Annotated in this window: 11 protein-coding genes; 9 read left to right on the top strand and 2 right to left on the bottom strand. The window is 64.7% G+C overall.

The window, feature by feature from the left end; all coding sequences use genetic code 11:
- The first annotated feature begins 39 nt into the window (after positions 1-39).
- Positions 40-1,104 carry a hypothetical protein gene (locus Q5Z11_RS20135; protein ID WP_303748040.1) on the top strand — a complete coding sequence of 355 codons (1,065 nt, stop codon included), beginning with the start codon at positions 40-42 and terminating at the stop codon, positions 1,102-1,104.
- 306 nt (positions 1,105-1,410) lie between these two features.
- Positions 1,411-1,818, top strand: coding sequence for a hypothetical protein (locus Q5Z11_RS20130; protein WP_303748039.1), 408 nt, complete (start codon positions 1,411-1,413; stop codon positions 1,816-1,818).
- A 179-nt stretch (positions 1,819-1,997) separates the two neighbouring features.
- Here Q5Z11_RS20130 and Q5Z11_RS20125 read toward each other — a convergent pair whose 3' ends face one another.
- Positions 1,998-3,479, bottom strand: coding sequence for an AAA family ATPase (locus Q5Z11_RS20125; RefSeq protein WP_303748038.1), 1,482 nt, complete (start codon positions 3,477-3,479; stop codon positions 1,998-2,000).
- A 134-nt stretch (positions 3,480-3,613) separates the two neighbouring features.
- Here Q5Z11_RS20125 and Q5Z11_RS20120 point away from each other — a divergent pair, with 134 nt between their 5' ends.
- From Q5Z11_RS20120 to Q5Z11_RS20100, 5 genes are read left to right on the top strand one after another with little or no spacing between them, the layout of a single operon-like run.
- A complete protein-coding gene (locus tag Q5Z11_RS20120; protein WP_303748037.1) occupies positions 3,614-4,246 on the top strand; it encodes a ParA family protein in 633 nt (210 codons plus the stop codon).
- A gap of 18 nt (positions 4,247-4,264) precedes the next feature.
- A complete protein-coding gene (locus tag Q5Z11_RS20115; protein ID WP_303748036.1) occupies positions 4,265-4,741 on the top strand; it encodes a SixA phosphatase family protein in 477 nt (158 codons plus the stop codon).
- Positions 4,742-4,784: 43 nt separating this feature from the next.
- Positions 4,785-5,315 (top strand): YceI family protein, encoded by a 531-nt coding sequence (locus tag Q5Z11_RS20110; protein ID WP_303748035.1) that lies wholly within the window; start codon positions 4,785-4,787, stop codon positions 5,313-5,315.
- Positions 5,312-7,297, top strand: coding sequence for a phospholipase D family protein (locus Q5Z11_RS20105; protein WP_303748034.1), 1,986 nt, complete (start codon positions 5,312-5,314; stop codon positions 7,295-7,297). Before Q5Z11_RS20110 ends, Q5Z11_RS20105 begins: the two co-directional genes overlap by 4 nt.
- 29 nt (positions 7,298-7,326) lie before the next feature.
- The gene (locus tag Q5Z11_RS20100; protein WP_303748033.1) at positions 7,327-7,755 is read left to right on the top strand and encodes a hotdog fold thioesterase; all 429 of its coding nucleotides are present in this window, start codon (positions 7,327-7,329) and stop codon (positions 7,753-7,755) included.
- Between the two features lie 298 nt (positions 7,756-8,053).
- Here Q5Z11_RS20100 and Q5Z11_RS20095 read toward each other — a convergent pair whose 3' ends face one another.
- Entirely contained in the window at positions 8,054-10,624 is a 2,571-nt protein-coding gene (locus Q5Z11_RS20095; RefSeq protein ID WP_303748032.1) for an EAL domain-containing protein, read from the bottom strand.
- Between the two features lie 200 nt (positions 10,625-10,824).
- On the opposite strand from Q5Z11_RS20095, the gene Q5Z11_RS20090 reads away from it, so the two are divergent.
- Together Q5Z11_RS20090 and Q5Z11_RS20085 are read left to right on the top strand one after the other, a co-directional pair.
- Complete coding sequence (locus Q5Z11_RS20090; protein ID WP_303748031.1) at positions 10,825-11,616, top strand: lysophospholipid acyltransferase family protein; 792 nt, start codon at positions 10,825-10,827, stop codon at positions 11,614-11,616.
- Positions 11,617-11,673: 57 nt separating this feature from the next.
- The gene (locus tag Q5Z11_RS20085) at positions 11,674-12,660 is read left to right on the top strand and encodes a YheT family hydrolase (RefSeq protein WP_303750094.1); all 987 of its coding nucleotides are present in this window, start codon (positions 11,674-11,676) and stop codon (positions 12,658-12,660) included.
- Positions 12,661-12,678: the final 18 nt, after the last annotated feature.

Below are 12,678 nucleotides of genomic sequence, written 5' to 3'. Positions count from 1 at the left end.
CTGCGCCGTAAAGCTTGATGCTCTTGGAGGGAAACCGGCATGCGTAAACAGGGAATGTGGGTACTGCTGCTATGCGCGATTACTGCAAACGCGGGTGCACAGGCTGCTGCGGATGACCAGGATGGCGTTGCTCCTGAAGAGCTGTTGGTGCACGTACAGGCGCAGAATCAAGCGCGGATGGAGCAGGCAAGCAAGCTGGCAGCCACAGGTGAACCACTGAAGCTGTATGCCGCCGCTGGATTGGCGCCGATTTCACTCGATCTGCAGACCGGCAGGCTGAAGCCCGCGCCGGAAGCGGAGCGCTGGTTGCTGGAAGCAATCGCCACGGGCAGCGATGAACCCTTGATTGCCGCCACCGCCGTGCGGCGCTGCATTGATGGCGGCGATTGTGCGGTGGAGAAAGCAGTGGCGACGCTACAGGCAGAAGACGGCGCCGACGCGCAGCTGTTATTGATGCGTTGGGGGCAGAAGCATGGAGATCAGGCAGGTGCCGACAAGGCCAAGAAGCGCGCTTTGGATGCGCCACGTTACGACGATCAGTTCCCTTCGATAATACGGCTGCTGGACGCGGCGACCACCGGTATGATCTGGCCTGTGGTGCAGCCACAGCGGGCGCTGCAATGGGAACAGGCCAACAATGGCCGGTATGCAGAACATGAGCGGGTGGCGACGCTCTTCAGCATCGCATCTGGCATGTGGCAACCGGAGTTGAAGGCGGCATTGTCGCTCTGTCCAACTGATGAATCCGACATCCATCGGCGCGAGCAGTGTCGGAACCTGCTGCGGCGCATCGCTGACAGCGACACGATGTTGATGGCAAAGGCTGGCTTGCAACGGTTGGCGAGGTTTGAGGCGCAGCCAGAGGCAGCCAGGAATCTGGCTGAGCGAGTGCTTCAACTCGATTGGCTGCAGATGCAGAGCTCCACACTCTTGAACAACAATGAGCCCGCACGGAAAGCATCGACCGTCGAGCCGCAGGTCTATATGCGCTGGTTTGGCGAAGAAGGCGAGATCCCGGCAATGCGCAGATTGCTGCAGCATCAGGGTGAACCCTTGCTGCCGCCAGTCGACTGGGTTGCACCGCCAGTGCCGCCAACCAGTTGACATCAAGCGCATGCCGCGTGACTCCATATTTGATGGCTGGGGTTCCGTTTGTGGGAGCGGCGTAAGCCGCGAAGCTGACATTGCTGAGAGTCCTCGCAGCTGTGCTATCTGATGCAGTACGTGCTTCGCGGCTTACGCCGCTCCTACCAACAGCGTATGCGTGCTCCGTTGGTGTAGTCCGGGTAAGCGCAGCGCAACCCGGAAGTCAGGCGTACGGGCAGATAGATACTGCGCGTGTGATGTACGCTGGGCCATGGACTCGCTTTGCACCGCGGGTTGGTTCAGATATCAAGGTTCCCGGTTCCGATGAAATTCTATGCGCTGGTCGTATTGCCCATGGGTACGGATGTCAGCGATGCACATGCCATAGAAGCAGCCGTTGCCACGCAGATGAAGCCATTCCAGATGTGGCAGGACGACCTGTCACCTGGTGCGTGGGACTATTACTGGTGCTGCACACGGGATTGGCTTGAGGAAAACGGTGTCGACTTGCGCGACTGGCCCACCGCTTTGCGAGATTCCGAGTACCTGGTTTTTCCGGCTGATACGCTCGCCGAGAGCGGCGTTACCTCTGCAATCGTCACTCCTGGGCCCGAGTGGATTGAGGACAGGGATTCGCAGATGCCAGCGACACACGCGTGGAATGATCGCGCGATTGATATATGCAGGCAGTTTCCCGGGCACCACATAGTCGTTGTCTACTGCCACGGATAGTGGGCGTCGCCCCAGCCGTGGTCCCGGATCATCGGATGACGTGGCAGGTCCGCTTGCGCCCTCCCTTTCGCATGGCGAAGGGGAGGGTTGGGGAGGGGGCTTTTGCTTTGGCTGGGAAAGCTTCTGCCGAGCATGGCTCGGCACTACCCGTACAACAGTGATTGCGTCTTCCAGCAGCCTCAATCCGCCGGTACGGTGCGCTCGCGGGCCCAGTCGCGCAGCGACTGCACCTGCTCGGCCATCAGCACCGACAGCGGTCTTGTGTTGCGGATCTCGGCCATCAACAGCTCGGTATCCAGCGGCTTCTGCTCGGCATGTGCCGCATATAGGCCGGCGACCACCGCCTGTTCGATTTCGGCACCGGAGAAACCTTCGCTGGCGGCAGCAAGGGCGGGTAGAGCGAACAAGTCCGGCTGCAGCTGGCGACGCTGCAGATGCAGGTGCAGTAGTTCGACGCGGGTGTCGGGCGAGGGCAGGTCGACGAAGAAGATCTCGTCGAAGCGGCCCTTGCGCAGCAGCTCGGCCGGCAGCTCCTGCACCTGGTTGGCGGTGGCGACGATGAACACCGGCGCCTTGCGTTCTGCCATCCAGGTCAGCAGGTAACCGAGCACGCGGCGCGACACGCCGCCGTCCTCACCACCGCTGGCCAGTCCCTTCTCGACCTCGTCTATCCACAGCACGCACGGCGCCAGCTGCTCGGCCGAGGCCAGTGCGTCGCGCAGGTTCTTCTCGGTCTCGCCGTGGTACTTGTTGTACAGCGTGCCGAAATCCAGGCGCAGCAGCGGCACCCCGAAACCGGCGGCGGTGGCCTTGGCCAGCATCGACTTGCCGCAGCCCTGCACGCCGAGCAGCAGCATGCCCTTGGGCGGGTCCAAGCCGGGCGGGGCATTGCCGGAGACAAACACCGCACGCCGCTGCTCGATCCAGCGCTTGAGCCGGCGCGCGCCGGCCACGTCGCTGAAACGGGCCGAGTCGTATTCGTAATGCAGGTGGCCGCTGCGGTTGAGCAGTTCGAACTTGAGCTTGGCCAGCTGCGGCAGGTCGTCGGCCTTCAGCGCGCCATCGGCGAAGATCAGCTGGCGGGCGATGCGGCGGGCGTCGGTCATGCTCAGCCCGCGCAGGTTGCGCAGGATCTGCTGCACTGCCTCCTGGTCCACCTCGACCCGGCGTCCGCCGTTCTCCTGGGCATAGCTGGCCGCTTCCTCGCGCAGCATCTTCAGCAGCGCATTGGCATCGGGCAGGCGCGGGTTGAAGCGGGTCGCCAGTGCTTCCAGCTCGGCCGACAGCTCGACCTTGGCGCCGACCAGCACCACCACGTGCGGCTGGCTGTGGCGGCGCTGGATGATGTCGCGTAGCAGCCGCTGGTGGCTGGCGTAGCCCAGGTAGGGGTGGAAATCGAGCAGCAGGTAGATGCCGCGCTGGTCGGCCTCCTGGATCATGCGCAGGGCGGCGCTGGCATCGGGCGGGCCGACCGCCTCGTCCTCGCGGTCCATGTCGATGCGGCGCAGGCCCTCGGTGATCGACCAGCGGTACAGCGAGCGCCACACATGCATCAAGGCCTCGCGGAACAGGCCCACGATACGGGTCTCATCCTGCGTTTCGATGACGATCAGCGCGGTGTTGGCGCGGATCAGTGCGGTGAGGTCCTGCAGCTCGCTCATGGTGGTTCCAATGCCGGGGGCGACACGATAGCAAAGCCGCAGGCCTTGCCGGGGCGGCTTCCTCACCGGATGACTACCTTTGGTAACGCGGGCCGGTGTACGCTGCGGGCAAGTCCCGCGAAAACGAGGCGTGCATGAAGACGATTCTGGTAGCCGGCTCCAAAGGCGGTGTCGGCAAGACCACCATCGCTACCCATCTGGCCGCACACTCGGCCTTGTCCGGCTTGGCAACGGTGATCGCCGATGCCGACCCGCAGGGCTCCAGCACCCGCTGGGCGCAACGCCGCTCGATCCTGGAGAGCGCCGTGCTGCCGGTGGACGTGCACCGCAAGAAGAATTGGGAAAAGCTCATCCCCGACGGCGCCGAACAGGTCATCATCGATGCCCCGGCCGGTGCCTATGGCGAGGACCTGGAACGCTTCATCGACATCGCCGATGCGGTGGTGGTGCCGGTGCTGCCCTCGGCGCTGGACATCGAGGCGATCGTCGGCTTCCTCAACAGCCTGTCCAGGATCAAGCGCATCCATTCGCGGGCAGTGCCGGTGGGGCTGGTGCTCAACCGCACCAAGCCGTGGACGCAGACCTCGCAACAGGCCCGGCAGATGCTGGCCGAATGGCCGTATGAGGTGGTCGCGCAGCTGCGCGACAGCCAGAGTTATGTGGTGATGGTCGGGCTCGGGCGCAGCCTGTTCGACTATCACTCAGCACAGGTACGCGAGCACCAGCAAGACTGGGAGCCGCTGCTCAAGTGGTTGAACAAGGTCTGACAGGAGTACTACCCGACCATGCGTGAATTGATCCTGCTGCGACATGCCCATGCCGAACCGGCGGCCAATGGCCAAGCCGACATCGACCGGCCCCTCTCACCGCATGGCCTGGCCGAGGCCGAGTCGGCCGGCCGTTGGTTACAGGAAAACAAACTGGTTCCGGACCGGGTGCTGTGCTCGCCGGCCCGCCGCGCCCGGGAGACCCTGGAGGCAGTGCTAGAGCGTACCGGTTACGTCGAGCAGCGCCTTGAAGAGCGCATCTATGACGCCGCGCCTGGCACCCTGGCGGCCCTGCTGGACGAGCACAGCGAGGTGGAGCGCGTGCTTTTGGTCGGCCATAACCCGGGGCTGGAGCAGCTGGTGGCGCTGATGCACAGTGGCCAGACCGGTGATTACCGCGGCATGCCGCCGGCGTCGGTCGCGGTGCTGTCGTTGCCGATGGAGGCGGCGATCGAACCCGGCATCGCCAAGTTGACCGCATTCTGGTGGCCCTGAGTCCATGGCGGCGGCGCGGTTTGGGCTGCTGCTGATTCTGTTGATGCTGTCTGGCTCGGCCCTTGCGGCCGAGCCATTGCATTTCGACACGGCACATTCCCGTTTTGGCTTTGAAATACGTACCCGCTTCGGGCAGAAGGTCGAGGGTGTTTTCCCGCGCTTCGAGGGTTGGATCACAGTGTTGCCCGATGGCCGCCACCAGGTGCGGCTGCGCATGTACAGCGAATATGTGGAGATCCCCGACAAGCCCCGCTATACCGGCTGGATGCGCGGCGAGGACTTCTTCGATGCTGCGCGCTACCCGGTGGTGGAGTTCGACTCCGATCCCTATGACCCGCGTCTGACCGAAACCGGCGGTGATGTGCAGGGGCGCTTGACGATCCGTGGCATCAGCCGGCCCGAAGTGATGCGCCTGGCAAAGCCTGAATGCGCGCGCCCCGGCTATGATTGCGACCTCGTCAGCCGCGGTACCATCCTGCGCGGCCGATATGGCATGGACAGCTGGCAGATGGCCCTGAGTGATCGAGTGATATTCGTACTGCGTACACGCCTGGTTGGCGCCCCCAAAACGTGAAAGCTGTGATTCGTCTTTTCCTGGTGCTGGCGGTCCTGCTGGCCAGCGGTTGTGCCTCGCTGTCCAATCAGCAGCGCGAGCGTGCCGAAGGCATTGCCGTGGCCGCGCGTTCCACGGTGGTGGATTGCGACCAGCCCGATCGCTGCGCGCTGGATTCGCCCTTGCGCGCGCTCGGTGGCAAGGCCATCGCCGAATCCACCGCGCAGGTGCCGCGGCATTACGCCACCATCCTCGATGAGGGCGAGCTGTCGCTGATCGCGCGGCTGAACCTGATCCGCAGTGCTACCCGCAGCGTGGATCTGCAGACCTATATCTTCGACACCGACGACAGTGCGCGGATGGTGATCGATGAATTGCTTGCTGCCGCGCGTCGTGGGGTCAAGGTACGGGTGCTGATCGACCAGCTCTCGGCGATCTCCGACCTGCAGATGCTCGGCGCCTTGTCCGGTGCGCATGCCAACTTCGAGCTGCGTGTCTACAACCCGGCGTTCGGCAAGGCCAAGCTCAATTACTTCGACTATGCCGGCAGCGTGCTGTGTTGCTTCCGTCGTTTCAACCAGCGCATGCACAACAAGCTGCTGGTGATCGACGATGTGATCGGCGTGGTTGGCGGCCGCAACTACCAGGACGACTATTACGACTGGGACAGCGAGTACAACTTCCGCGACCGTGACGTGGTGGTGGCCGGGCCGGAAGCACGCGAGATGGCGGCCAACTTCCAGGCCTTCTGGGTGGCGCGCCGCAGCGTACCGGCCGAACGGCTGAACGATGTCGGCCGGACCTTGTTGAATGAAGGTGTGCCGGCCATGCCGGAGGCCGCGTTCCGGCGCCCGGAGCGGATCGCACGGGTGGACGAGGAAGCCTCGGATCCGGAATTCATCGAACAGGCGTTCGTTGATACGGCGCTGCCGGTGAGTTCAGTCAGCTATGTCGCCGACCTGCCGCGCAAGCACCGTCGTGAACGCGAGGCGCAGCCGCTCAATGGCCAGCATGTGACCGAGCCGAAACTGGATGCGCTCATTGCCCAGGCGCAGAGCGAGGTGCTGCTGCAGACCCCCTACCTGGTGCTGTCCAAGCCTGCGCAGAAGCTGTTCAAGGACCTGCGCAAGCGCGAGGCGCCACCGCGTGTGGTGGTCTCGACCAACAGCCTGGCGGCGACCGACAACCCCATCGTCTATGCGCTGTCCTACAAGTACAAACGCCGCAACATGCGCGAGCTGGGCTTCAACATCTACGAGTACAAACCGTTCCCGTTGGATGCGCCCATCGACTATGCGCAGTTGCTGCCTGCGCCGCTTGACGGCGAACCGCCGGCGCCGGCACGACGGCGGGTGATTGGCGGCAGTGCGGCCGGCAGCAATGTGCGCGGCAGTGGCAGCGGCAGTGGCCCAGGACGTCGGCTCACCGCCGATGGCAGCGAGGTCGAGCGCGAGGTGTTGCGTACCGAAACACGGCCCTCGTTCCTCGGCACGCGCGCGGTCAACCGACCGCTGCCGGTCACCCGTCGCGGTGCGCGCATGGGCCTGCATGCCAAGTCGCTGGTGGTGGACCGCCGCATCGGTGTGATCGGCACCCACAACTTCGATCCGCGCAGCGAGAACTACAACACCGAAGGCGCGGTGATCATTGAAGACCCGGCCTTCGCCGAGCAGTTGGCGCAGAGCATCCTGCGCGACGTGCACCCGGACAACTCCTGGGTGGTAGCGCCGCGCGAGAAGCCGCCGGTGCTGTCCGGCCTGAACTACAGCATCGGCAAGGCGTCTGAAGCATTGCCGATCCTGGATTTCTGGCCGTGGCGCTATGCCACCGACTACGCCTTCAAGCCGGGCCCGGACTGTCCGCAGCCGTTGACCCGGCAGGACCCGCGTTTCCACAGCTGCTACACCGCGGTGGGCGACTTCCCGGAAGTGAATGTCGGCCCCAAGTGGGTGTTGGTGCGCATGCTGACCGCCTTCGGCGCCGGGCTGGTCCCCATCCTTTGAGCGTTCCATTCCCCTGACAGGTAGCTGCAATGAGCCAAGTATTCCGCGCGCCGGTTGACCTGAAGCTGGTCAACGAGCTGAGCCGCAACACGCTGATCGATCACCTGGGCATTGTCTTCACCGCCGCCGGCGATGATTGGCTGCAGGCAACCATGCCGGTGGATGCGCGCACCAAGCAGCCGTATGGCCTGCTGCACGGTGGCGCCTCGGTGGTGCTGGCCGAGACGCTGGGCAGCAGCGCCGGCAATCTCTGCGTGGACCCGACCCAGCAGGTGTGTGTCGGCCTGGAGATCAATGCCAACCATCTGCGCGCGGCGCGCAGCGGCGTGGTCACCGGCACTGCACGCGCGCTGCATGTTGGCCGCACAACCCAGGTGTGGGAGATCCGCATCGAGGACGAGGCCGGCAAGCCGGTGTGTATTTCGCGGCTGACTTTGGCGGTTGTGGCTGTTGGGTGAGTGGTTGGTGTTCAGGGCTCAGTGCTGAGAGCCTAAGAGCCTAAGAGCCTAAGAGCCTAAGAGCCTAAGAGCCTAAGAGCCTAAGAGCCTAAGAGCCTAAGAGCCTAAGAGCCTAAGAGCTGAAAAGCACCCCTCCCCAACCCTCCCCTTGCCTGCGGCAAAGGGAGGGGGCGCAGCTTTACCCCCTCCCTTTCGCGCAGCGAAGGGGAGGGTTGGGGAGGGGTAAGCTCTTGCTCCGCTGCCACATGCGCTGCTGGGAAAGCCCCTGCCGAGCATGGCTCGGCACTACGGTGCTTGTCTAAACCATCACCGCCACCGGCAAATGCTTGCGCACCCAGTCCGCCAGCGCTGGCGCCGGCAAGGCAGGGGTGAAATGAAAGCCCTGCGCCACCTCGTAACCCTGCGCGCCCAGCAGCTTCAGCTGCTCCAGGCTCTCGACGCCTTCCGCCACCACCTTCAACTGCAGGCTCTGGCCGATATGGGCGATGGCCTGGGTCAGTGCGCTGGCGACCTTGTCGCCTTCAATGCCGTGCACGAAGCTGCGGTCCAGCTTGAGCTCGCTGATCGGCAGCTGGCGCAGGTAGCTCAGGCTGGAGTAACCGGTACCAAAATCATCCATCGACAGCCTTACACCCAGCGCGTGCACCTGGTGCAGGGTCTGCAGGGTGATCGGGTCACCATCCAGCAACACGTCTTCGGTGATCTCCAGGATCAGGTCGCTGGCATGCAGTGATTCCTGCTGCAGGATCTGGCTGATGCAGTCCGGCAGGGCTGCGCTGTGGAAGTTGGTCGGTGACAGGTTCACCGACACCGAAGGCACCTCCAGGCCTTCCCGACGCCAGCGGCCCAGTTGCCGGCAGGCTTCGCCGAGCGCCCATTGGCCGAGGTCGCCGATCAACCCGGCTTCTTCGGCCAGGGGAATGAAGCGTATCGGTGGCACGCTGCCCAGGCGCGGATGCTGCCAGCGTGCCAAGGCTTCCACGCTGTGCAGCTGGCCGCTGTGGATGTCGATCTGCGGCTGGTAATGCAGTTGCAGCTGGCCTTGTTCCAAGGCCTCGCGCAGGGCGGCTTCCAGCGCCATCCGCTCCTGCGAACATTCGTCCATCTCGCTGCTGTAGAAGCGCACGCGGTTGCGGCCGTTGTGCTTGGCCTGGTACATGGCGACGTCGGCATGGTGCAGCAGCGAGTCCATGTTGCTGCCATCGTGCGGAAAGATGCTGATACCGATGCTGGCCGACGGCCGGATCTCCAGCTCGCCCAGCGCCAACGGAAGGCCGAGGGTGCGCAGGATGCGTTCGCTGCGCTCGCTGGCGGCAGCCACATCGCAGCGGTTGAGGATCACCACGAACTCGTCGCCGGAAAGCCTGCCGACGATGTCCATCGGCCCGGTTTCTTCCTGCAGGCGACGCGCCACCGTGCGCAGCAGCTCATCGCCACCGGGGTGGCCGAAGGAGTCGTTGATCTGCTTGAAGCGGTCCAGATCGATGAACATCACCGCCAATGTCTGCCCTTGGTGGTCGGCGGCAGTGATCGCCTGGTCGGCCTGGGCGTGCAGCAGGCTGCGGTTGGGCAGGCCGGTGAGGTCATCGTAGAACGCCAGCCGGCGGATCCGGTTGCGCGCCTCCTCGCGTTCCAATGCCAGCGCGCACAGATGCACGATCACCTCCACCAGCCGGCGATGGAAGCTGTCCGGGTCGTGGGGCTGGCGGTAGTAGAAGGCGAAGGTGCCGAGCACGCGGCCATCATTGGCCTTGATCGGCGTCGACCAGCAGGCCGCGAGGCCGTGCTGCAGGGCCAGGTGGCTGAGGCCTTCCCAGTTGGGATCGGTGGCGATGTCGCGGCTGATCACGGTCTGGCCGCTGTATGCAGCGGTGCCGCAGCTGCCGGTCTTCGGCGCTGCGGGTATGCCCTCCACCAGCCGGATATAGGCCTCGGGCAGGCTTGGCCCGGCCAGGTGGCGCAGGCGCCCGTCCTCCACCCGCAGCACCGAGCAAAGCACCTGCGGGGCGATCTTCTCCACCTCCAGGCACATCATCTGCATGACCTCGGCGGTGGGCACTTCGCGCACCATCGCGTCGAGCATCTTGTGCTGCAGGACTTCATGCACCTTGGTACGGGTGATGTCCATCAGCACGATGACCAGGTTCACCAGCGTGCCGTAGTCGTCGAAGATCGGGTTGGTACTGACCGAGCACCACAGCGGCTGCCCGTTCTTGCGGTAGAGCCGTTCGTCGGCGCGGATCGGCTGCCCTGCCAACAGGCGCGCGAAATACACGCTCACGTGGTCGGGTGAGTAGTTGTCCGGGGCCAGCAAAGCCGGCACGTACTGGCCCATCGCCTCGCTGTCGAGGAAGCCGAACAGGCGCCGGAAGCCCTTGTTCAGATGCACGATGCGGCCTTCGGCATCGGTGATCAGCACCGCGCTCTGGGTCTCATCGAAGCCCAGCGACAACAGCCGTTCACGCGCCTGTGCCGCGCGCCTGGCGGTGACATCGTTGACCAGCGCCAGGTGGATGCTGCGGCCATTGTCGGCCAGATGCGACAAAGTAACGTTGATCCAGCGGGGAACGTCGTCCTTGCGGATCAGCTGGATGTCATGCGGGTCGGCCTCCAGCTCCTGCACACGGTTGCTGGCGCCGGGGTAGAGGCGGGTGTTGTAGCGCTCGCGCATGCTCTTTGGCGCCAGCGTGCCCAGGTTCTTGCCCTGCAGCTCGGCGCGCGACCAGCCGGAGATGTTCTCCATGGCCTGGTTGACGTACAGGATGGTGTTGGTGTCATCGAACAGAATGACGCCATTGCCGATTTGCTCCAATGCCGCAGAGAACAAATGCAGCATGTCTTCTGTCGATGACAGCAGCTGCCGGTCCATCTTGCCGCTCCCCTGAACGATAGTGTTGTTGTACACACTTCATGCCGGGAAAGGTGCCGGCGTACCCCGATTCGAAAGGCCGTCCGGCACTTCCTGCCGATAGTGTGGCATGGCGCACCTTTTTGCGTGCATGGCTGCAACACCTGCCAGCGGTGCCGCCATGCTGGCGGAAGCTGGACCGCATCCGGTATCGTGCAGGGATGACTTCCCCCCGTCCCGCCCGCCAGGGCGGTGTGGCCCGCGTGTTCCGTTACCTGTACCGCGCCCCGCTGCTGCTGGTTCACATTGTCCTGTTTCTACCGCTGATCCTGCTGCTGATGACGCAGCCGTTGGGACGTATCGGCCCCGCCAGCAACCCGTTGGAAGAGCGGGTCGTGCGCTGGTGGTCGGGTGGTTTGATGTGGATATTCGGCTTCCGCCTGCAACGCGTGGGCCAGCCCTTGCCCGGTGCGGTGCTGTTCGTTGCCAACCATGTGGGCTGGGTCGATATCTGCGTGATCCACAGCCAGAAAATGGTCGGTTTTGTCGCCAAGCGCGAGATTGCCGGCTGGCCGGTAGTTGGCTGGGTCGCCAGCCGAGGCCACACCATCTTCCACCAGCGCGGCAATACCGAGTCGCTGGGCGGAGTGATGGAGGAAATGGTCAAGCGTCTGCAGGAGCAACGACCGGTGGCAGTGTTCCCGGAAGGGCGCACCCGCGGCGGCAAGGAAGTGGGGCCGTTCCACGCACGCATCTTCCAGGCGGCAGTCGAGGCCGGCGTGCCGGTGCAGCCGATCGCGTTGCGCTACGGCGTGCGCGGTGATGCGCAGACCACGGTGGCGTTCGGGCCGGGCGAGAGCTTCGCCGGTAATTTCCTGCGCCTGCTCGGTGAGCCGGCGCGGCGTGGCGAGGTGCATTTCCTCGAGCCCATCGCCATCCAGGACCTGGAAGGCCGCCGGCGCATCGCCGAGACCTCGCGCGCGCGCATCGTGGCGGTGATGGAAGGGCCGTAAGGTGCAGATCACGGCCAACGCTGTGGTGGGCAGTCAACGCCAACCGGGTCGGTCATGCTGAGCGCCTGCAACTACCGGCCACCGCGCTGGCTGCGCAACCCGCACCTGCAGTCGATGCTGGCCTCGAGTCGGGTGCGCCTGCGACGCGGCCAGCAGCTGCTGGTTGCCAGTGGAGCACATACCCAGGAGATGATGCTTGACGGTGGTGACGGCGTGCGCCTGCAGGCCTGGCACAGCCGCCCGCCGGGTGCCCCGCCCAAGGCCTTGGCGTTGTTGCTGCATGGCTGGGAAGGCAGTGCCGAATCCAGCTACATGCGGATGACCACCGCACGCCTGCTGGAGCAGGGTTTCGATGTGGTGCGGTTGAACTTCCGCGACCACGGCAATACCCATCATCTCAATCCGGGCATCTTCCACTCCTGCCGCATCGGCGAAGTGGTCAACGCCGCCGCGGATGTCGCACAGCGCTTTGCCGGCCTGCCGATGGTCGCCGCGGGCTATTCGCTGGGCGGCAACTTCGTGCTGCGCCTGGCCCTGCACGCGCCTGCCGCTGGTGTGCCACTGCTGCACGTGGCATCGGTGTGCCCGGTGCTGGACCCGGCCATCACCATGGACAGCATCCAGCGTGGGCCGGTGATGTACGACTGGTATTTCCGCCGCAAATGGACCGGCTCGCTGCGCCGCAAGCGCGCGCTCTTCCCCGAGCTGGCCGATTGCGATGACAGCGTGCTGAAGCTGGATATCCGTGCGTTGACCGGCTGGCTGGTCGACCGCCATACCGACTTCGGTTCGCTGCAGGAGTACTTCGACGGCTACTCCATCGCCGGCAGCAAGCTGGCCGCGTTGCAGGTGCCGGCCGATATCCTGATGGCGGCCGATGACCCGGTGATTCCGTTCACCACCTTCGATCACTGGCAGCTGCCGGCCGATGCCCACCTGGAGATCGCGCGCTGGGGCGGCCACTGCGGCTTCATCGAGAACCTGCGTGGCGATGGCTTCTCCGAGCGCTGGGTGGCGCAGCGCCTGGCCGCCGCCGTCGGCTGAACCCGGCGGGCGCGGCTG

The organism is Stenotrophomonas sp. 610A2, from assembly GCF_030549615.1.
GTDB classification, from domain to species: Bacteria; Pseudomonadota; Gammaproteobacteria; order Xanthomonadales; family Xanthomonadaceae; genus Stenotrophomonas; species Stenotrophomonas pigmentata.
The sequence above is the reverse complement of the archived record's forward strand: the minus strand, read 5'-3'. Positions and strand labels throughout refer to the sequence as shown.